General features: G+C 73.0%; 5 protein-coding genes and 1 pseudogene. All 6 read right to left on the bottom strand.

The window, feature by feature from the left end; translation table 11 throughout:
- The 6 genes and pseudogenes from ccrA to AC5WRT_RS31475 all read right to left on the bottom strand — a co-directional run bounded on the left by ccrA (nt 1) and on the right by AC5WRT_RS31475 (nt 23,282).
- A complete protein-coding gene (gene ccrA, locus AC5WRT_RS31500; RefSeq protein WP_496097422.1) occupies nt 1–1,359 on the bottom strand; it encodes a crotonyl-CoA carboxylase/reductase in 1,359 nt (452 codons plus the stop codon).
- A gap of 115 nt (nt 1,360–1,474) precedes the next feature.
- On the bottom strand, nt 1,475–4,693 hold the full coding sequence (locus tag AC5WRT_RS31495; RefSeq protein WP_496097423.1) for a non-ribosomal peptide synthetase: 3,219 nt from the start codon (nt 4,691–4,693) through the stop codon (nt 1,475–1,477).
- A gap of 154 nt (nt 4,694–4,847) precedes the next feature.
- Entirely contained in the window at nt 4,848–7,958 is a 3,111-nt protein-coding gene (locus tag AC5WRT_RS31490) for a type I polyketide synthase (RefSeq protein WP_496097424.1), read from the bottom strand.
- A 5-nt stretch (nt 7,959–7,963) separates the two neighbouring features.
- On the bottom strand, nt 7,964–14,524 hold the full coding sequence (locus AC5WRT_RS31485) for a type I polyketide synthase (protein WP_496097425.1): 6,561 nt from the start codon (nt 14,522–14,524) through the stop codon (nt 7,964–7,966).
- A gap of 9 nt (nt 14,525–14,533) precedes the next feature.
- A pseudogene (locus AC5WRT_RS31480) lies at nt 14,534–20,119 on the bottom strand (type I polyketide synthase); the annotation flags it as partial.
- A 70-nt stretch (nt 20,120–20,189) separates the two neighbouring features.
- Nucleotides 20,190–23,282, bottom strand: a complete 3,093-nt coding sequence (locus AC5WRT_RS31475) for a type I polyketide synthase (RefSeq protein WP_496097426.1) — start codon at nt 23,280–23,282, stop codon at nt 20,190–20,192.
- Nucleotides 23,283–23,314 lie beyond the last annotated feature (32 nt).

The following is a 23,314-nucleotide window of genomic DNA, read 5'->3' as shown; positions in this document are numbered from 1 at the left end:
TCATGACACCCCTGGTGAGTCGGCCACGCGGCAACCGCGCAGCGGATTGAGCCGTGCCGCCCCGATCTTGTCCCGCAGGACGGGATCGGTGACGCCGAGTCCTTCCTCGGGGGCGAGGCAGAGCACGCCGACCTTTCCGATGTGCCGGTTCGTCTGGACCAGCCGTGCGGCCTCGCCCACGTCCCTCAGCGCGAACACCTCGGAGACAACGGGGGAAAGATGCCCGAGCCGGAAGAGCCGGTTGCACTCCGCCGCCTCCTGGAGGTTCGCGGCGTGGCTGCCCACGATCCGCTTGAGGTTCATCCAGAGGTACCGGTTGTCGAAATGGTGGTCGTACCCGGTGCTCGATCCGCAGGTGACGACCACTCCGCCCTTGCGCACGACGAACACCGAGATCCCGAAGGTCGCCCGCCCGACGTAGTCGAACACGACGTGCGGGTCCTCGCCGACCTGCCGCCTGATCTCACGGCCGAGCCGCTTGCCCAGCTCGATCGTCTGCTGCGGGGTGGGTGCGCCGTCCCCGCCCATGCCGATCTCGCCGCGGTCGATCACCACGTCGCAGCCGAGCCGGCGCAGCGCCTCGGCCTTGTGCCCTGAGCTGACCACGCCGACGGCGATACCGCCGGCGTTCTTCACCATCTGCACGGCGAACGCGCCGAGCCCGCCCGTCGCGCCCCAGACGAGGACGATGTCGCCCTGTTTGATCCGGGCGCCGTTGTCGCCGACCAGCATCCGGTAGGAGGTCGTCGCGGTCAGCAGCACACCCGCCGACTCCTCCCAGGTCAGATGGGCCGGCTTGGGCAGCAGCTGGCTGGCACGGACCACCGTGTAGTGGGCGAGTCCGCCGAAGTTCGTCTCGTAGCCCCAGATCCGCTGCCCGGATCCGAGCATCGCGTCGGCGTGCGTCGCCGGTTCCTGGTCGTCGACCTGGACGCAGCTGACGACCACATGGTCGCCCACCTTCCAGTGCCGTACCCCGGCCCCGACGCGTACGACGACTCCGGCCGCGTCGGATCCCACCACCTGGTGCGGCAGGTCGTGCCGGGCGGCGTATCCGCCCTGGCGGGCGTAGCGCTCGAGGAAGTCGAACGTGGGCACCGGCTCGAACGTCGCCGACCACACCGTGTTGTAGTTGATGGAACTCGCCATGACGGCGACGACCACCTCGTCGGGCGCGAGGTCCGGCATCGGAACCGGCCCGACGTGCAGCGACTTGCGGACGTCCTTGTCCTCCACACCGTCGAACATGCCGAGGTCCGAGGCGAGCAGATGCGCGGCCTCGTATTCCTGGGGAAGTTCGTGTCGCCCGATCTCGTCCGGGCCGGCCCCGGACAGCAGGGCTTCCGTCAAGGAATCCATGACTCCCTTTCTCCTTTGCAGTGCCACCGGAAAGAAGCGAAAACCGCTGCTGACGGGACCGGAAAACCCAAGACCCGGGGACCCGGGGATGGGTGGGGTGAGCGGCGGGCGACGGTCAGAGGACCGCACCCTCCTTCGTCCGCCTGCGCAGGCTCGGCCTGCTGGACTGGCCGAGGTCCTTCCACATGTCCGACAGGCCGATGATGGTGCGCGCCGCGAACAGCCTGCGGATGGACACCTCCTGCTTCAGCTCCGTGCGGATCATGCCGACCAGCCGGATCGCCCGCAGCGAGTTGCCACCGAGGTCGAAGAAGTCCTCGTCGATACCGACCCGGTCCAGCTCGAGCACCTCGGCGAACGCCCTGGCCAGGATCCGCTCGGTCTCGTTGCGCGGCGCCCGGTGGGCACGCTCGTCGACCTCGGGCGCCGGCAGCGCCGCTCGGTCCACCCGCCCGCCCGCTGTCACCGGCAGGCGGTCGAGGACCGTGAACACCGACGGCACCACGGACTCCGGCAGCCATCCCGCGGCGAACCGGCGCAGCTCGTCGGCCGAGACGGTCCGGCCGCCCGTGGGGACGACATAGGCCACCAGACGCTGGTGCCCGGAGCCGTCCTCCCGGACGGCCACGACCGCCTGCGCGAGTCCGGTGTGCTCGGACAGCACCTCCTCGACCTCGGCCAGTTCGACCCGCACACCGCGCACGTCCGCCTGGGCGTCGGCCCGGGCCACGTACTCCAGCCGGCCGTCGGTGCCCCAGCGCACCCGGTCCCCGGTGCGGTACATGACCCGTCCGGCCGGACCGAACGGGCAGGGCACGAAGCGCTCGGCGGTCGGTCCGGGCCGCCCGGGGTACCCGCGCACCACACCGGGTCCGGTCACATACAGCTCGCCGGTCACGCCGACGGGGACCGGCGCGAGGCCGGGGCCCAGGACGTACAGGGCGGTGTTGTCCATCGGACGGCCGACCGTGCCCGCGTGGCGCACCGGCTCATCCGCCGCCAGGCGGTGGCACGCGGCGAACACGGTCGACTCCGCCAGGCCGTGGCCGTGGACGATGGTCAGCTCGGGGCAGGCCTGGCGGACCCGGCGCAGCGCGGCGGCGGACACGCGGTCGCCGCCGGTCCACACCTCGCGCAGCCCGGCGAGGGCCTCGGGGCGCTCGGCGGCGATCGCCGAGAACAGGCCGGCCGGCAGCCACACCGTGGAGATGTCGTGCGCCGCGCGTGCCTCGGTCAGCGTGTCGGCGCCGAGGTCCCCGGCAGGGGCCACGACCACCCGGCCGCCGCGGAGCAGGGGCACCCACACTTCGAGGGCCAGGGCGTCGGAGGTGTGCGGCGTGTGCCACAGCACGGTGTGGTGGCCGGCCTGCTGACAGTGGCGGTCAAGGACGAACCGCTCCATGTTCCGGTGGGTCACCGCGACCGCGGTGGCCGCGTCGGCCGTCGCGGAGTCGTAGACCACGGCCAGCAGGTTGTCCTGATGCGCCGGGCGGGAGGCCACCGGAGCGGCGTCCCCGTCGGCGGTGTCCGCGGCGAGGTCGTCGAAGACGAGCGCCGGGACGTCCAGGCCGGCGGAGAGCCGCGCGGCGGTCGCGGCGTCGGTGAGCAGTGCGCGTGCCGAGGCCTCGGCGATGCGTGACCCGAGCAGGTTCGCCGGCGCCGCCGGGTCGACCGGGAGGTAGGCTCCGCCGGCCTTCACCACGCCCAGCAGGGCGACGGCGAGATCCACCGAGCGGGGCATCGCCACCGCCACGACCGTCTCGGGTCCCACGTGCCGCCGGCGCAGCGCCTCGGCCAGTCGGCTCGAGCGCTCGTCCAGCTCTCGGTAGGAGACCGTGACGTGGCCGCAGGCCAGCGCGACGGCGTCGGGGTCGCGCTCCACCTGGCGGGAGAACAGCTGGGGAACGGTCAGTCCGGGAAGCGGCACGTGCGTGTCGTTGGGCTCGGTCAGCACCTGGTGCCGTTCGGCACCGTTGACCACGTCCAGCGCGCCGACCGGCTGCGCGCCGGCGGCCACCGCGGCACGGACGTACGCGATCAGCTCCTCGCCGATGAGGCGCAGTTCCGCGCGGTGATACAGGCTCGCGGGGGCGTCGAGCCGGATGAACAGGTCGCTGTCGGCGCTGCCGTCGGTGTAGACACCGATCGACAGTTCCTCGAAGGTCCCGGTCGTCGCGCCCGAGTAGCGCGCCGGGCAGTCGCCGAAGCGGAGTTGCTCCACGAACTCGACGACGTTGACGACGGCGCCGTAACTGCCGCGGCCGCTCAGGACCGTACCGGCCGCGCGCTGGATGTCGGAGTAGTGGCAGGCGGTGTGGTCGAACAGGTCGTAGGTCTGCTCGACGAGCGCGTCGGCGATCTCGGTGAACGTCGCGCCCAGGTCGATCGCCACCCGCACCGGCACCACGTTCACCGCCAGGCCTGGCGTACGGCTGGCCACGCCGACCCGGTTGCCCACGGCCAGCGAGAGGAGGAACTCCGGGCGGTCGCAGCGGTGGCGCAGGTACACCGCCGTGGCCGCGGTCAGCATCTGCGACATCCACAGGCCCATGGACTGCGCGGTCTTGGCCCACACGTCCGCCTCGGCCCGGGGAACCGTCAACGTCCGGCTCACCATGCCGATGGTCTCGGCCACCTGGGACCAGCGGTCGGCGCTGCTCATCGGTTCGGACAGCGCCGAGCGCTGCGCGTCGGACAGGGCGACGCGCGGAACCTGCGCGGGCGGGGGCGCGTCCGTCAGGTACTGGCGCCAGAACTCCGAGTCCTCGGTGAACTTCTGGGAGGCGAGGTACTCCGTGGCCTCGGTGGCGAACGATTCGGCGTCCCACGGGTGCGGCAGCTGCGGTACCGGCTCCTGGCGCACCAGCGCCGTGTACACCTCGGCGAGACGCTTCGACAGCAGGCCGCCCGCGCCGAACCCGTCCGATATGAGGTGGTGGTAGGCGATCACCAGCAGGAAGCGGGCCTCGGCGAGTTTGACCACGCCGAGCCGGAACAGCAGGTCCCGCCCCAGGTCGAACGGCTTGCGCACCAGGTCGGCCAGGGCGTCACGGGCCGCCTGCTCGGGGTCGGTCTCGGCGCTGAGGTCCAGGAGGAACGGCCGCCAGTCCCCCAGCTCCCGCGGAATGAGGCGCAGTTGCCCGCCGTCCTCGACGAAATTGACGCGCAGCACCTCCGCCTCACCCATCACGTGCAGGAAAGCGGACTCGATGGCTGCGATATCCAGCTCACCGTCCACGTCCCACATGGTCAGCGCATGGTTCGGCGTGTCGGGAGCCATTTCCTGCGCCCGCCACATGCCTTTATGCGCAGACGACGCACCGAACGAACGCACACAGATCAACCCCTCGACGAAACAGGCCCGTGAAGCCGCGGAATTCGCAGATCACCCCCCATGGTCAGGGGGGTGGGTCAGCCGTTCAAGACAACTTGATTCCCGGCGGGACAAGCCGTTGCCGTGCTTGCGGTGTCCCGCCGGCGGGACACTCCTACGCGGCCATCCGGGAGACGAGGTGCCCGGCGATCTCTCGCGCCGTCGGGTGCCGCAGCACCATGTTCGCCTTCAGTCTGAGCCCGGTCGACGCGCTCAAGCGCTTGCTCAGTTCCATGGAAAGCATCGAGTCGAACCCGATCTCCCAGAACTTCTCGTCGGGGTCGATGGACGCGCTGGAGGGATGTCCGAGGACGACGGCGGCCTTCTCCAGGACGTGGTCGAGGACGACCGTCCTCGCCTCCTCCTCGGGGAGGGCCAGGATCCGCTCCGGCAGCGCGAGGCCCTGGTCGTCGTCCGCGGGCGGCTCGGCCGGGGGCACCTGGGTCGCCACCGCCGTCGTGGGCGCGGAGGTCAGCCAGTACCGCTGCCGCTGGAAGGCGTACGTCGGCAGATCCACCCGCCGGCGCGGGCCGAAGAGGGCACCGAAGTCCACGGATCCGCCCCGGACGTACAGCTGGGCCAGCGAGCCGAGCACGGCCGCGACCTCGTCGCTGTCACGCCGCGACGACGCCAGGACCAGCGCGTCGTCCCTGTCCTCGACGATCTCCTGCACCGGGACGTTGAGCACGGGGTGCGGGCTCATCTCGATGAACACCCTGAAGCCGTCCTCGTCCAGGCGCCGGACAGCGGTCTCGAAGAGGACCTTCTCGCGCAGGTTGGTGTACCAGTATTCGGCGTCCAGGCGCGCGGTGTCGATGATTTCGCCGTGCAGGGTCGAATAGAACGGCAGCGTCGACGAAATGGGTTCCAGGTCGGTCAGCGCGCCGATCACCTGCTCGCGGACCCGGGACACCTGGGGGGAATGGGAGGCGTAGTCGACCGGTATTCTCCGCGCCTGTGCGCCGTCGGCCTTGATTTTCTCGACGAGTTCGTCGAGTGCCTCCGGTTCGCCGGACACCACCACGGAACGGGGTCCGTTGACCACGGCGACGCTCACCCTCTCGCGCCACGGAGCAAGTCGCTCCTCCACGGTCCCGGCGGACTCCGCGACGGAGGCCATCCCGCCGAGCCCCTTGAGCTCGATCAGGGCCTTGCTGCGCAGCGCCACGACCCTGGTGGCGTCCCGCAGGGACAGCGCACCGCAGACGTACGCGGCGGCGATCTCGCCCTGGCTGTGGCCCACCACCGCGGCCGGTTCCACCCCCCAGGACCGCCACAGCGCGGCCAGGGAGACCATCACCGAGAACAGCGCCGGCTGCACCACGTCCACCCGCTCGAAGGTCGGCGCGCCCTCCACTCCGCGCAGCACGTCGAGCAGCGACCAGTCGACCCACTCGGACAGCGCGTCCGCGCACGCGTCGAGCGAGCGCGCGAAGACCGGGAAGGCGTCGTACAGCTGCCGGCCCATGCCGACCCACTGCGAGCCCTGCCCCGGGAACACGAAGGCCACCTGTCCGAGGTTTCCGGCGACGCCGCGCACCACCCCGGCGGACTCCGCGCCGTCGCGCAGCGCCGCCAGGGCGCCGAGCAGTTCGTCGCGGTCGCGGCCCAGCACGACCGCGCGGTGCTCGAACCGCGACCGGCTCGACACCAGCGACCAGCCCGCGTCCGCGAGGTCCAGGCCCGCGTCGGCGCCGAGGAACTCGTGCAGCCGGCCCGCCTGCTGCTCCAGCGCCTTCGCCCGCTTGCCCGACACCACCCACGGCACCAGACCGCCGACGACGCCCTCGCTGGGCCCGCCGTCCTCCGTCCGCTCCTCGGGCGGGGCCTCCTCAAGGATCACGTGCGCATTGGTGCCGCTGACCCCGAACGACGACACCCCGGCCCGCCGAGGGCCGTCCGGCCGAGGCCACTCACGGCCCTCCACCAGCAGTTCGACCGCACCGGAGGACCAGTCGACGTGGTGCGAGGGCGTGTCCACGTGCAGGGTCTTCGGCAGATACCCGTGACGCATGGCCATCACGGCCTTGATGATCCCGGCGACCCCGGCCGCGGCCTGGGCGTGCCCGATGTTCGACTTCAGCGACCCCAGCCACAGCGGCCTGTCCTCGGCCCGGTCCCTGCCGTAGGTCGCCAGCAGGGCGCCCGCCTCGATGGGGTCGCCCAGCGCGGTACCGGTGCCGTGGGCCTCGACGAGGTCCACCTCCGAGGCCGCGACCCCCGCGTTGGCCAGCGCCCTGCGGATCACCTTCTCCTGCGCGCGGCCGTTGGGGGCGGTCAGCCCGTTGCTGGCGCCGTCCTGGTTCACCGCGCTGCCGCGTACGACGGCGAGCACCGGGTGGCCGTTGCGCCGGGCGTCGGACAGCCGCTCGAGGAGCAGCACACCCACGCCCTCGGCCCAGCCGGTGCCGTTGGCCGCGTCCGCGAAGGCCTTGCACCGGCCGTCGGGCGACAGGGCCTCCTGCCGGGAGAACTCCACGAACATCGCGGGCGTCGCCATCACCAGCGCCCCGCCCGCCAGGGCGAGCGAGCACTCGCCCGACCGCAGCGACTGCACCGCCATGTGCAGGGCCACCAGCGACGACGAGCACGCCGTGTCCACCGACACCGCCGGGCCGGTCAGCCCCAGCTCGTACGCCACCCGGCCGGAGGCGACGCTCAGCGCGCTGCCGTACAGGAAGTAGCCCTCCAGCTCCTTCTGGCCGCCCTCCAGGAACCGCCAGCCGTATTCGGAGGAGCTGACCCCGGAGAAGACGCCGACCTCGGACCCGCGCACATCGGCGGGGACGATGCCGGCCCGCTCGAAGACCTCCCAGGACGTCTCCAGCAGCAGCCGGTGGTGCGGGTCGACGGCCAGCGCTTCGCGCGGGCTGAGGTGGAAGAAGTCGGCGTCGAAACCGGCGACGTCGGCCAGGAACCCGCCCTGGCGCGTGTACGCCTTGCCGGCGGCGCCGGGATCGGGGTCGTACACGTCCCGCCACCCGCGGTCCTGCGGGAAGTCGCCCACGACGTCCCGGCCTTCGCGGACGACGTCCCACAGATCCTCCGGCGTCGACACGCCTCCGGGGTAGCGGCACGCCATGGCCACCACGGCGACGGGCTCGCCACGGCCGGCCTTCAGGGCGTCGTTCTCCCGCCGGAGGCGGTCGCGCTCCTCCAGAAGCGTGCGGAGCGCTCGCTGGACCCGGTCCGCGCCGTCCGCCGTGCGTTCCGCGGAGTTGGTCATGTCTCTTACCTCTTCTCGTCCAGAGCCAGGTCGACCAGTGCTTCCAGGTCCAGGTCCGACAGTTCGTCCGCGTCCGCCACCGGTGTGCCGCCGCCCGGCTCGGGCGCCTCGGCGCAGGCCAGGACCAGTTCCAGGACGCCGGCGCTGCGCAGGCTGTCGATCGACACGGTCCGCAGCACCTCCCGGATCCGCTCGTCCTCGGCGTCCTTCGCGTCCTCGGCCGGGCCGGTGTCCTCGGCGGGACGCAGCAGGCCGAAGAGGTGCTCGCTCAGCTCGCGTGCCGTGGGATAGCTGAAGACGACGGTGGACGGCAGGCGCAGCCCGGTCGCCGCGTTCAGGCGGTTGCAGAGTTCGACCGCGGTCAGCGAGTCGAAGCCGAACCGGGCGAACGCCTCGTCGACGTCGACGCCCGCGCCGGACGCGTGTCCGAGCACGACGGCGATCTGCTCGCGCAGCCAGCCGAGGACGGTCTCGCGCGCCTCGTCGGCCGGCATTGTCGCCAGCCTGGCGGACAGCCCGGCAGGTCCGCCGTCCTTGGCCGTGCCCGCCTTGTCGCGGCGGGGCCGGCCGCCCTCGACGAGGTCGCGCAGCAGCGGCGGCAGCTCCTCGCCCGTCTTCTCGCGCAGCGCGGCGAGGTCCAGCCGGGCCGGGACGAGGACCGGCTTGCCGCTCGCGCACGCCGTGTCGAACAGGGCCAGTGCCTCGTGCGTCGGCATCGCGGCGATGCCCATCCGGCGCAGCCGGGAGAGGTCGGCCTGTTCCAGCTCCCCGGTCATGCCGCTGCTCTGCTCCCACCAGCCCCAGCACAGCGAGGTCCCGGGCAGCCCGGACGCCCTGCGCTGTGCCGCCAGACCGTCCAGGAAGGCGTTGGCCGCCGCGTAGTTGGCCTGACCGGCGTTGCCGAGGGTGCCGGCGAGCGCGGAGAACTGGATGAACGCCGACAGGGTGCGGTCCCGGGTCAGCTCGTGCAGGTTGATCGCGCCGCCGGCCTTGGCGCGCAGCACGTGGTCGATGCTCTGCGCGGTCAGCGACTCGACGGTGCCGTCGGCGAGCACACCCGCGGCGTGCACGACCGCCGTCAGCGGGTACCGGCCCGGCAGGTCCGCGAGCAGGTCCGCCACGGCCGCCCGGTCGGCGACATCGCACTGCACGACCCGGACCGCCGCTCCCGCGCCCTCCAGGTCGGCGACCAGCTCGGCCATCCCGTCGGCCGCCGCTCCGCGCCGGCTCGCCAGCAGCAGGCTGCGGACCCCGTGCTCGGCGACGAGGTGCCGTGCCACGAGGGAACCCACGCCGCCGGTACCGCCGGTGACCAGCACGGTGCCGCCGCCGAGGCCTTCGCCCACTTCGAGGACCAGCTTGCCGACGTGGCGGCCCTGGCTCATCTCGCGGAAGGTGCGGCGCGCGTCGCGGATGTTCCGCAGGGATACGGGGTTCAGCCGGATGCGGCCGTCGGCGAACAGTTCCATGACGGCCCGGAACATCTCGTGGATCGCGTCCGGGCCCGCCTCGTAGAGGTCGAAGGCCTCGTAGTCGACCCCGGGGTGGTCGGCCGCCACCCGGCGGGGGTCACGGATGTCGGTCTTCCCCATCTCGACGAAGTGCCCACCACCGGGCAGCAGCGTCAGCGAGGCATCGACGAACTGGTGTGCGAGGGAGTTGAGTACGACGTCCACACCACGGCCACCGGAGGACTCCTGGAACTTCTCGGCGAACTCCAGGTCGCGCGAGGACGCCAGGTGCGCCTCGTCCAGACCGAGGCCGCGCAGCACGGGCCACTTGGCCGGGCTCGCGGTGGCGTAGATCTCGGCGCCGACGTGCCGGGCCAGTTGGACGGCTGCCATGCCGACGCCGCCTGCGGCGGCGTGGATGAGGATCCGCTGCCCCTTCTTGAGGTCCGCGACGCGGAAGAGCCCGTGGTAGGCGGTGAGGAAGGTGCACGGCACGGACGCCGCCTCCGCGTAGCTCCACCCGTCGGGGACGGGCATGAGCATGCGGTGGTCTGCTACGGCCGTGCGGCCGAAGGCGCCGGTGAAGATGCCCATCACCCGGTCGCCCGGCGCCAGACGGGTCACGTCGTCCGCCACCTCGAGGACGACTCCGGCGCCCTCGCTGCCGAGCCCGGCGTCGATGGCGGTCTTGTCCACCAGGCCCAGCGCGATCGTGACGTCGCGGAAGTTCAGTCCTGCCGCCTGTACGGCGATGCGGACCTGGCCGCCGGTCAGCGGCGCTTCCACCTCTGGGCACGGGATCCAGGCCAGGTTCTCCAGGGTGCCCTTGTTCGGGATGCCGAGACGGTGGGCGCCGGCCGCCGGCGGCTCGATCCGCTGGTCGTCCGGCGCGGCCGAGGCCAGGCGAGGAACGAGCAACTCCCCCTCGCGTATGGCGAGTTGGGGCTCGTCGAGGGCGAGCACGTCCGACAGGCGTGCCCAGGAACTGTCCTCGTCGTCGATGTCCACCAGTTGGAACCTGCCGGGGTGCTCCGTCTGGGCGGAGCGGATCAGGCCCCACACGGACGCGCCGGTCAGGCTCCGGACGCCGTCACCGGCGCCGGTGTCCAGGGCCCGGCGGGTGAGCACCACCAGCGTGGACCGGGCGAGGTGTTCGGCGGCGAGGAACCGCTGGACCAGGTCCAGTACGTGCTTGTCCGTGTCGCCGACCGCGGTGAGCAGGTCGGCGTCGGCGGCGGCGTCGTCCAGGCACACGGCGATGTGCCGGGGCACCTGCGCGGAGGGGACCTCGTCCAGGGACGCGTAGGACACGGCGCTCCCGCCGCCCGCCTCGACGAGCCGGGACGCCAGGCCGCTCCGCGCGCCGAGGACGCCCCACCGCTCGCGGTGGGCGCCGGCCTTGCCGCCGTTGACGGGCCGCCACTGCATCTCGTACAGCGGCGACTGCCGCCCGCCGCGCACCGCGCGCACCTGCTCGGCACTGGCCGGCCGGAACATCAGCGCCCCGACGGACGCGATCGGGCGGCCCTGCTCATCGGCGACCGCGAGCGACACCCGGTCCTCGCCGGACGGGGAGAGCCGGACCCGCACCGTCGGGCCGCACTGCCCGGCCGCTTCCACACCGGACCACGCGAAGGGCATCCGGCCCTGCTCACCCGTCACCTCGATGACACCGCCGGCGATCGACGCGTGCAGGACGGTGTCCATCAGGGCCGGGTGCAGGGCGAAGGCGCCGGCGGCCGGAGTGCCGGGGGTGTCCGGGAGCGTGGCGAGGGCGAAGAGGTCGTCGCCGTGCCGCCAGACCTCGCGCAGTCCGCGGAACGCCGGACCGTAGTCGAAGCCGGCGTCCGCGAAGTCGTCGTAGAGGGTGTCGATGCCGACCTGCCGGGCACCGGCCGGCGGCCAGGCGGCGAGTGCGCGCGGGTCGTCCGCCCGGGCGGCCGTCGGCGCCCCGGCCGGTGCCAGGGTGCCCATGGCGTGCCGGGTCCAGCCGCCCACGGCCGCATCGTCCTCGCCGGGGCGGGAGTACACGTCCAGGGAGCGGCGGCCCGTCTCGTCCGCGGCGCCGACGACGATCCGCACCTGCACATCGCCCGAGTCGGGGATGATCAGGGGGACTTCCAGGGTGAGTTCCTCCACCTGACCGCACCCGACGTGGCCGCCCACCGACAGCGCCAGGTCGAGGTGGGCCGTCGCGGGTACGACGACGGCGCCGAACACGGTGTGGTCGGCCAGCCAGCCGTGGGTGCGCAGGGACCACAGGTCGGTGAACACCACCTCGTCGGTGCCGGGGTGGTCCACCAAGGCACCGAGCAGCGGGTGGTCCACGGCCGACAGACCCGCGGAGGCGACGTCCGCCGACTCGGTCCCGGCCCGCAGGTCCAGCCAGTACCGCTGCCGCTGGAACGCGTACGTCGGCAGGTCCACCTGACGGCGCGTGCCCAACAGGGCCTGCCAGTCCACGGAACCGCTCCGCACATGCAGGTGGGCCAGCGCGCCGATCAGCGCCTGCGGCCCGGTGCGGTCCCGCCGCGACGCGGACAGGACGACGGCGTCGTGCACGCCCTCGGCGGCGAAGGCCTCCTGGGTGATGCTCGCGAGCGTCGCTCCCGGCCCCACCTCGAGGAAGACGTCCGCGCCGGCCTCGCGGGCACACGCGACCGCGTCGTGGAAGCGGACGGGTTCCCGCAGGTGGCTCACCCAGTACTCGACGGTCGTCAGCTCCTGGGCGGTGACCTCGCGGCCCAGCCGGGTGGAGACGATCGGGATCGCCGTCTCGCCCGGGGGGAGCGGGGCGAGGGACTGGGCGAAGTCGTCCAGGATCGTGTCCATGAGCGGGGAGTGGAAGGCGTGGTCGACCGCGAGCAGCTTCGCCGAGGTGCCGTCGGCGACGAGCCGGTCGCGCAGGGCGTGCACCTGGTCGCGCAGGCCTGATACGACCACCGACTCCGGGCCGTTGACGGCGGCGATGCCGACGCGGTCGTAGCCGCCGAGCAGCTCGGTGACATGGGCTTCGCACGCGCGTACGGCCAGCATGGCGCCGGGCTCGGTGACCGTCTGCATGGTCCGGCCGCGCGCGGCCACCAGCCGGGTCGCGGTGTCCAGGTCGAAGACCCCGGACACATGGGCGGCGGCGATCTCGCCGACCGAGTGACCGATCAGGTGGTCCGGCCGCGGGACGTACTGGGTGAGGAGCCGGTACAGGCTGACCTGCAGGGTGAACAGCGCCGGCTGGGCGATGTCCGTGCGTTCGCGTTCGGCGGGGTCGTCGGCGAGGAGCAGCGGCCCCAGCGCGAAGGGCAGGTGCGCGTCGAAGCGGGCGCAGATCTCGTCCAGGCTCTGCGCGAAGACCGGGAAGGTGTCGTACAACCGCCGTGCCACACCGGCCCATGCCGAGCCCTGGCCGGGGAACATGAAGACGGTTCCGCCCCGGTCCCCGGCAGCGCCGCGGACGACGGCGGCGGACTCCTCGCCGTCGCGCAGCGCCGCCAGGGCGCCGAGCAGTTCGTCGCGGTCGTGGCCCAGGACCACGGCGCGGTGCTCGAACCGGGACCGGCTCGACACCAGCGACCAGCCGGCGTCGGCGAGGTCCAGGTCCGCGTCGGCGGCGAGGAACTCGTGCAGCCGGCCCGCCTGCTGCTCCACGGCCTCGGCGCTCTTGCCGGACACCACCCACGGCACCAGGCCGCCGGCGACGCCGTCCTGCGGGCGGCTCTCCTCCTGCTCCTGGGGCGGGGCCTCTTCCAGGATGACGTGCGCGTTGGTGCCGCTGACGCCGAAGGCGGACACGCCGGCCCGGCGGGGACGGCCCGGATCGCTCGGCCACTGTCTGGCCTCGGTCAGCAGCTCCACCGCGCCGGCCGACCAGTCCACGTGCGTCGAGGGACGGTCCACGTGCAGCGTCTTCGGGAGCACCCCGTGACGCATCGCCATGATCATCTTGATGATGCCGCCGACCCCCGCCGCGGCCTGCGTGTGCCCGATGTTCGACTTCAGCGACCCCAGCCACAGCGGACGGCCCGGATCCCGGTCCTGCCCGTAGGTGGCCAGCAGCGCGCCCGCCTCGATGGGGTCGCCCAGCGTGGTGCCGGTGCCGTGCGCCTCGACCGCGTCGACATCGCCCGCCTGCAGCCGGGCGTTCGCCAGCGCCGCACGGATGACACGCTGCTGTGCGGGACCGCTCGGCGCGGTCAGCCCGTTGGACGCCCCGTCCTGGTTGATCGCCGAACCGCGGATCACCGCCCAGATCCGGCGCCCGTTGCGCCGCGCGTCGGACAGCCGCTCCAGGACCAGCATGCCGACGCCCTCGGCGAAGCCGGTGCCGTCCGCCGCGTCCGCGAAGGCCTTGCACCGCCCGTCGACCGACAGACCCCGCTGCCGCGACATCTCCCGGAACACCTGTGGCATCCCCACGACGGTGACACCACCGGTGAGGGCGAGACCGCACTCGCCCTGCCGCAGCGACTGCACCGCCTGATGCACCGCCACCAGCGACGACGAACACGCGGTCTCGGTGGACACCGCCGGGCCCTCCAGACCCAGCGTGTACGCCACCCGCCCGGACGCCACGCTCAGCAGGGAACCGATCTGCGCGTAGCCCGCGATGGCCTCGGGGGTGAAGAAGTGGTTGCCGTACCCGAAGTAGGCCAGACCGGCGAACACGCCGGTGTCGCTGCCGCGCAGGGACTCCGGGTCGATGCCGGCCCGCTCCACGCACTCCCACGCGGTCTCCAGCAGCAGCCGTTGCTGCGGGTCCATCGCCAGCGCCTCGCGCGGGCTGATCCCGAAGAACTCGGCGTCGAAGTCACCCGCGTCGTACAGGAATCCGCCCTTGCGGGTGTAGCAGGTGCCGGGCCGGTCCGGGTCCGGGTCGTGCTCCAGGTCCCAGTTGCGGTCGTCGGGGAAGTCCGACACGACGTCCGCGCCCGCCCGCACCAGCTCCCACAGGTCGTCCGGGGAGGCGACCCCGCCCGGGTAACGGCAGGCGACACCCACGATCGCGATGGGCTCGGCGGAGGCGTCCGTCAGCTCCTGCAGGCGCTTACGTGTCTCGATCAGCTCGATCGAGGTCCGCCTGAGGTAGTCGAGAACGTCGGCGTTGTTGTCGTTGGTCATCGCTTTCCCCTAGCCAAGCTCTTTGTCCAGCAGCGCGAGGAGTTCTCCCGCTGAGGCCGAACCGATCTGGTCGACGAGGCCGGCCGGCTCCGGGCCGCTCGCCATCGGACGGACCCGGCCCTGCAGCTCGCCGAGCAGGGTGGAAATGGTGGTCTTGTCCTCTTCCGCGAGCTGGAGGAACGCCTCCTCCAGCCGGGCGCCCAGTTCTTCGATCTCCTTGACCAGGTGATCGGCCGGGGACTGCGGGCCGGCACCGGAGTCGGGGGTGATGCGCGCGCCGAGGAAGCGGGCGACGGCGACCGGGTTCGGGTGGTCGAACACGAGCGTGGCCGGCAGCTTCAGGCCGGTCACCGCCGCCAGCTTGTTGCGCAGTTCCAGCGCGGTGAGCGAGTCGATGCCGAGTTCCTTGAAGGTCGCGGCGGCGCCGATCCGCCCGGTGTCGGGGTGACCGAGGACGAGCGCGGTCTGCGCCCGTACGGCATCGAGCAGTGCCGCCTCCGCCTCGGCGGGCGGCAGCGACCTCAACGTCTGCGCGAGTGCGATGTCGCCGGACTCCCGGCCGGCCGGGCCGCCGGTTGCGGCGCGCGTTCCGGCCAGGGTGCGCAGGAGCGGCGAGGCCATCCGGCCGGCCTCCGGTGTGCTCAGTGCGGAGAGGGTCAGCCGCACCGGCACCAGCACCGGCTGGTCCGCCGAGACCGCCGCGTCGAAGAGCGCGAGCCCCTGCTGCGACGACATCGGCTGCACGCCCTGGCGCTGCATGCGTTCGACGTCCGTCCCGGTGAGGTCGGCGCTCATCTCGCTGCGCTCGGCCCAGAAGCCCCAGCACAGCGCGGTGGCGGCGAGTCCCTGGGCCCGGCGGGCCTCGGCGAGGCCGTTGAGGAAGGCGTTGGCCGCCGCGTAGTTGGCCTGTCCGGCCGTGCCGAGCACGCTCGCGATCGAGGAGAACAGCACGAATGCGGACAGTTCCAGATGCCGGGTCAGCTCGTGCAGGTGCCAGGCGCCGCGCACCTTCGGCGCGAGGACGGCGTCCACGCGGTCCTCGGTCAGGGCCTCGACGACGCCGTCGGCCAGCACGCCCGCACAGTGGATCACCGCCGTCAACGGGTGCTCGGACGGCACCGCGGCGACGAGTTCGGCGACGGACTCGCGGCTGGTGACGTCGCAGGCCACGATCTCGACTTGGGTGCCGGCCCCGGTCAGCTCCTCGCGCAACGCCGCCGCCTCCGGAGCCGCCGTGCCGCGCCTGCTGGTCAGCACCAGCCGGCGCACTCCGTGGTGCGCCACCAGGTGCCGGGCGAGCATGGCGCCCAGTCCGCTGGTGCCGCCGGTGATCAGCACCGATCCGGACCCGAGAGCTGAGGCGGCCTCGGTGCCGCCGTCCTCGGGCCTGCGCCCGGTGAACGCGGCTGCGGCACGGCCCAGTCGGGGGGTGGTGACGTGACCGGCCCGGATCCTGAGCTGGGCTTCTCCGGTTCCGGCCGCCGCCGGGACGAGGGCCCACGAGGCGGGCTGGTCGTCGGTGTCGACGAGCGTGAACCGGCCCGGGTTCTCGGTCTGCGCGGTCCGGACGAAGCCCCAGATCGCGGCTGCCGCCGGATCGGGGTCGGAAACCTGCTCGTCGCCGAACGCGTCCCGCGTGACGACGACCAGGCGTGCGTCGTAGAACCGCTCGTCGGCGAGCCACTCCTGCGTCAGCCGGAGCAGGTGGTGCAGGCGCTGCTCGACGGCGGCGGGTGTGTCGTCGCCGTCCGTGCAACCGTCGACGCCGGCGATGACGACGGGCGGAATCCCGGCGCCGGACGCGGCGAGTTCCTCGAGGCCGGTGAAGACGGCCCCGTCCTGTTCCAGGGATGCGGTGACCGGGCCGGAGGCTCCCAGCACCGCGTACCGGCCGGTGGCGGGACCGGAGGCGACCGTGACGGGGGCCCAGTCCACCTGGAAGAGGGAGTCCTGGTGGTCGAAGCTCAGCTCGGTCAGCTTCTCCACGTCCGCGGGCCGCAGGCTCAGCGCGGCGACACCGCCGACGGGGGTGCCGCTCTGGTCCGCGAGGGTCACGGACAGGGTGTTCTCGCCCGCGGGGGCGAGCCGGACGCGCAGCGCGGTCGGCCGGGCGGAGCCGGCGCTCAGGCCCGTGCAGCGGTACGGCAGCCATCCCTCGGGCCGGGAGGAGTCGACGAACCGCCCCAGGCCGACCGGGAGCAGCGCGGCGTGCAGCAGGGCCGGGTGGATCCGGAAACGGCCCTGGTCCGCGCCCTCGGACGCGGGCAGTTCGACCTCCGCGAACAGGGTGTCGCCCTGGCGCCACACCTGCTTCAGACCTCGCAAGAGCGGCCCGTGGCTGAATCCCAGGGCGGACAGCCTGGTGTACTCGTCCTCGAAGGGCACACCGGTGGCGCCCGCCGGAGGCCACGAGGCGAGGTCCTCGGGTGCGGGGGTCGCCGCGGTGGCGGATCCGACGGTCCCGACCGCGTTGCGCGTCCACTCCGTTTCGCCCTGACCGCGGGAGTGCACGCTGATCGCGCGCTTGCCGTCGACGACGACGCGGACCTCGCGCTCACCGGTCCGGGACAGCACCAGCGGTGTCTCCAGGGTGAGTTCGTCGACGACGTCGCCACCCGCCCTGTGCGCCGCCCACAGCGCCAGCTCCGCCAGGACCGCCGCCGGCACCAGGACGGCGCCGTGCACCACATGGTCGGCCAGCCACGGGTGGCGCTCCAGCGACAGGCGCCCGCTGCCCACGACGCCGGCGTGCTCGCCGTCGCCCGGCAGATCGATCACGGCGTCGAGCAGCGGGTGGTCGGACGTGCTCGTGGCGGTGGTCTCGTTGGGGGTGTTCAGCCAGTAGCGCTGCCGCTGGAAGGCGTACGTGGGCAGCTCGACCCAACGGCCGTCCCGGCCGGGGAACGCCGCCTGCCACGACACCGCGAGGCCCGCCACGAAGGCCTCGGCCGCCGACTGGTACAGCCGGTCGAGGCCGCCCTCGTCGCGGCGCAGTGATCCCACCACGAACCCGGTGGCACCGGGGGTGGCGTCGAACATCTCCTGGATGTTCATCACGAGCAGCGGGTGCGGGCTCAGCTCGACGACCGCGCTGCCCCGTTCCTGTTCGACGAGGCGCTGCATGGCGCCCGCGAACTGGACCGGCTCGCGCAGGTTGCGGTACCAGTAGGCCGCGTCGAGGTCCATGGGGTCGACCAGCCGGCCGGTCACCGTCGAGTGGATCGCCACCGGTGTGGGCACGGGGGTGATGCGGCCCAGTTCCTCCTGGAGCCGGCCGTCGAACCGGTCCATCAGCGGTGAGTGGCCGGGCACGCTGGACTTGACGAGCCGGGCGCGGGCGCCCTCGGCCTGGCAGGCGGCGACGAGTGCCTCGACCGCCTCGGTCTCGCCCGAGACCGTCGTCGAGTTCGCTCCGTTCACCGCGGCGACCCCGATCCGGGACTCCTGGCCCCGGATCAGTTCCCGCACGCGGTCCTCGGGCAGCAGGATCCCGGCCATGCTGCCCTGCCCGGCGACCTCGGTCAGCAGCCGCGACCGCAGGGCCACGATCCTGGCCGCGTCCTCGAGGGTCAGGGCGCCCGCGACGTAGGCCGCGGCGATCTCGCCCTGGGAGTGGCCGATCACCACGTCCGGTGTCACCCCCAGAGCACGCCACACCCGCGCCAGCGACACCATCACTGCGAACAGCGCCGGCTGGACGACGCCGATGTCCTCCAGGTCCGCCGCCTCCGGTCCGCCGCACACGGTGTCGATCAACGACCAGGACACCCACGGCTCGAGCGCCTTCGCACAGGCGCGCAACTCCTCGGCGAAGACCGGGCAGGACTCCCACAGCTGCCGACCCATCCCGACCCACTGCGCCCCCTGGCCCGGGAAGACGAACACCGTCCTGCCCACCGGCTTCGCCACGCCGGTCACCGCACGGGCCGGGGCGGGCTCGTCACCGGCGGCGACGGCGGCCAGCGCGGCGAGCAGTTCCTCCCGGCCGGCGCCGATCACCACCTGACGGTGCTCGAACAGCGACCGCGTGGTCACCAGCGCATGCCCGACGCCCTCGGCCGGCAGGTCCGCGTCGGCGGCCACGAACTCCCGCAGCCGCGCCGCCTGTTCCCTGAGCGCCTGCTCCGACTTGGCCGACAGCACCCAGGGCACCGCCCCCGGGGCGCCGGTGGCCACCGGGCCGACGGCCGCGTGCGCAGCCTCGGGGACCGGGGCCCGGTTCTGCTCGGACGTCTCGGGGGCCTGCTCGAGGATCAGGTGGGCGTTGGTGCCGCTGATGCCGAAGGACGACACGCCCGCGCGGCGGGGCCGGCCCGCCGCCGTGGTCCACTGCCTGGCCTCGGTCAGCAGCTCCACCGCGCCGGCCGACCAGTCCACGTGCGTCGAGGGACGGTCCACGTGCAGCGTCTTCGGGAGCACCCCGTGACGCATCGCCATGATCATCTTGATGATGCCGCCGACCCCCGCCGCGGCCTGCGTGTGCCCGATGTTCGACTTCAGCGACCCCAGCCACAGCGGACGGCCCGAATCCCGGTCCTGCCCGTAGGTGGCCAGCAGCGCCTCCGCCTCCATGGGGTCGCCCAGCCGGGTACCGGTGCCGTGCGCCTCCACCGCGTCCACATCGCCGGTCGCGAGGCCCGCGTCGGCCAGGGCTGCCCGGATGACGCGCTGCTGCGCCAGCGGGTTGGGCGCGCTGAGCCCGTTGGACGCCCCGTCCTGGTTGATCGCCGAACCGCGGATCACCGCCCAGATCCGGCGCCCGTTGCGCCGCGCGTCGGAGAGCCGCTCCAGGACCAGCACGCCCGCGCCCTCGGCGAAGCCGGTGCCGTCCGCCGCGTCCGCGAACGCCTTGCACCGCCCGTCGGCCGACAGACCCCGCTGCCGGGCGAGTTCCACCAGCATCCCCGGGGTCGGCAGCGCCGCCACACCGCCGGCCAGTGCCAGCGTGCACTCCCCGGATCGCAGGGACCGCACGGCCTGGTGGACGGCGACGAGCGACGCCGAGCACGCGGTGTCGGTCGACACCGCCGGGCCGTGCAGGCCCAGGACGTACGCCACCCGGCCCGAGGCCACGCTGAGGTAGTTGCCGGTGAGCTGGAAGCCCTCCACCTCGCCGGCTGCCCCGCCGCCCACCCGTGGGCCGTAGTCCACGCCGTAGATGCCGGTGAACACCCCGGTCGCCGAACCCCGCAGCGCGGCCGGGTCGATGCCCGCCCGTTCCAGCGCCTCCCACGTCGTCTCCAGCATCAGCCGCTGCTGCGGATCCATCGCCAGCGCCTCGCGCGGGCTGATGCCGAAGAACTGCGCGTCGAAGTCCGGGAGTTCGGCAAGGAATCCGCCCGTGCGCGTGTACGTCTTTCCGTGCGCCTCGGGGTCGGGGTCGTAGAGGCCGTCCACGTCCCATCCGCGGTCCTGCGGGAAGTCGCCCATCGCGTCCACCCCGTCGGACACGACCGACCACAGACCTTCGGGGGACGTCACCCCGCCCGGGAAGCGACACCCCACACCCACGACGGCGATGGGCTCGCGCGCCGACTCCTCCAACTCGCGTACCCGCTCGCGCAGTTCCTGCGCGTCGCCGACGGCGCGCCGCAGGTAGGACCGGAGCTTGTCGACATCCTCCACCAGGGCCTCCCCCAAAGGTTGTTAAGAAGAACGGTGCGGCTCATACGTATCCGCGTTCGATCAACGCGTAGAGATCGTCATCGCTGCTGCTGTCCAGGGTCGTCTCCCGCGCCGCCTCGCCGGCTTCGGGCGCCTCGGGCTCCAGCAGGGAGAAGAGGTGATCGGCGAGCGCGTGCGGAGTGGGGTAGGTGAACGCGACGGTGGCCGGGAGCCTGACCGAGGTCACCCTGCCCAGCCGGTTGCGCAGTTCCACCGCCATCGAGGAGTCGAAGCCCAGCGCCTTGAAGGTCTCGGTAGACCGCGCCTCGAGATCGGCGGCCGCCGGTCCCACGCCCTTGGCGTCCAGCAGAGCCGCCGTCTCGGCGCACACGAGGGTGCGGACCGCCGAGGGCGAGTCCAGGCCCGCCGCCCCGGCGTCGGGGCCCGGTCCGTTCGCCTGCGCGCCGGGACCGTGCGGGGTGTCGGTGGCGGCGGGCGCCGTCAGCCAGTACCGCTGCCGCTGGAAGGGGTAGGTGGGCAGACCGATCCGGCGCGGTCGGCCTGCGGCGAACACCGCCTGCCAGTTCACCGGCACACCGCGCACGTGCAACTCGGCCAGCGACGCGAGGATCTTGCCCAGGCTCCCGTCGTGCCTGGTCAGGGTGCTCACCACCGCAGGCGGGTTCGCCAGCGCGTCGGCGGCCTCCTCCATCGCCACCTGCAGCACCGGGTGCGGGCTGATTTCGACGAACACGCCGCCGCGCTCGCGCATGAGCTTCTCGACGACCTCGCCGAAACGCACCGTCGAACGCAGGTTGTCGTACCAGTACGAGGCGTCGAGCCGGCGGGTGTCGAGCGGTCCCGCGGTGACCGTGGAGTGGAACTCCACCGCCGTCTCCCGCGGCGTGACGCCCGCGGCGGCCTCGAGGACCCGCTCACGGATGCGTTCGACGTGGTGGGAGTGGGAGGCGTACTCGATCCTGACCCTGCGTACCCGGACACCGTCACCGGCCGCCAGTGCGGCGAACTCCTCCAGCGCCTGAAGGTCCCCGGCGACGACCACGGAGGCCGGCCCGTTGACCGCGGCCACGGACAGCCGCCCGGACCACCGGCCCAGCCGGTCCTCGACCCACTTCAGGGGTGCGGCCACCGCGTTCAGACCGCCCAGACCGGCCAGCGCGGTCAGTGCCCGGCTGCGCAGGGCGACGATCCGCGCCGCGTCCTCCAGCGAGAGCGCACCCGACGCGCACGCCGCGGCGATCTCTCCCTGCGAGTGGCCCACCACCGCGTCGGGGACCACGCCGAGCGAGCGCCACACCCGGGCCAGGGACACCATCATCGCGAACAGCGCCGGCTGGACCACGGCGTCCCCGCGCTCCAGCGACGGCGCCGATTCGGCACCGGTCACCAGGTCCAGCAGCGACCAGTCCAGCCAGGGGTCGAGGGCGCGCGCGCACTCGTCGATCGCGCGCGCGAACTGGGCCGACTCCGTGTAGAGCTGCCGTCCCATGCCCAGCCACTGCGAGCCCTGGCCGGGGAACACGAAGACGACCGGGCCCGCGGGGCCCGAGGCGACGCCGCGCACCGCCCGCGCCGCACGACCGCCCGCCGCCACCAGGTCCAGGCCCGCCAGCGCTTCCTCGCGGTCACCGGCGAGGACCACCGCCCGGTGCGAGAACGACGTCCGCGTCGACACCAGCGAGTGACCCACGTCGGCCGCCGACAGCGACGCGTCCGCGGCCACGCGTTTCCGCAGCCGCGCCGCCTGCTCCCGCAGGGCCGGCTCCGAGTGCGCCGACAGCACCCACGGCACCGTCCCGGACACACCCGCGGTGGTCGACTCACCGGCCGGGGCGGCTGGTTCGGGGGCCTGTTCGAGGATCACGTGCGCGCTGGTGCCTCCCATCCCGACCGAGGACACCCCGGCCCGCCGCGGCCGGCCGGGCTCGCCGGGCCAGGGCCGCGCGGCCGTCAGGACCTCGAAGTGCTCCTCGAAGTCCGTGATGGCGGGGTTCGGGGAGCGGAAGTCCGGGTGCGGGACCAGCTGCGCGCGGTCCACGCAGAGCGCGGCCTTCACGAAGCCGACGATTCCCGCGGCGGCCTCCAGGTGCCCGACGTTCGCCTTCACCGAGCCGATCGTCAGGGTGCGGGTGCGGCCGGACTCGCGGAACACCTCGCGCAGACCGGACGTCTCGGCCGGATCGCCGAGCCGGGTGCCGGTGCCGTGGGCCTCGACGTAGTCGACGCCGTCGAACGGGACGCCGGCGCGCAGAAGCGCGGACCGCACGGTCGCCGCCTGCCCGCTGGGGCTGGGGTCCGGCATCCTGCTGGTCGCCCCGCTGCTGCTGACGCCCCAGCCACGCACCACCGCGTAGACGTGGTCGCCGTCGGCGAGGGCGAGGTCGAGCCGCTTGAGCAGGACGAACGCGCCGCCCTCTCCGCGGATGAAACCGTTGGCCCGTGCGTCGAAGGGGAAGCAGTGGCCGTCGGGCGACAGGGCGCCCAGATTGGCCAGGCCCGCTCCCGCCTCCGGATCGACGATCAGCTGCACGCCGCCGGCGATCGCCGCGTCGACGGCGCCGGAGCGGATCCGTTCGCAGGTCAGCGTCAGCGACACGAGGGAGGAGGACTGGCCCGAGTCCGCGCAGAAGCTCATGCCGCGCACGTCGAACAGGTTCGAGATGCGGTTCGCGATCAGCGCGCCGCTGGAGCCGAGCGCGGCATAGTGGTCGTCCCGGTCGCTGCCGGACAACTTGCGCAGCAGCTCGTACCCGGAGGGCGCCGCGCCGACCACGACGTCGATCTCGCGGCCCGCGAGCGCGCTCGCCGGGATGCGGGCGTCCTCGACGGCCTCCCAGGCGAGTTCGAGGCCGAGGCGCTGCACGGGGTCCATGGCGGCGGCTTCCGCCGCCTCCGTGCCGAAGAAGGCGGCGTCGAATCCGTCGATGGAGTCGAAGAACGATCCCGAGTCCAAGGTGGCGGCGTCCGGGTGGGACGTGTGCTTCGCGTTCGCGTCGGCGGCCCGCTCCCGCGGAAACGTTCCGATGGTCGATTTCCCGTCGACCAGCAGGCGCCAGAACTCTGCCGGGTTGTTCACACCGGGAAAGCGGCACGACATCCCGATGACGGCAATATCGGTGGCTGCGCCGGTCATCTGCATTCCTTCCGGTTCCCTCGGTGTACGGC

This window comes from Streptomyces sp. NTD91, from assembly GCF_059510455.1.
This window is presented reverse-complemented; position numbering and strand designations above follow the sequence as displayed.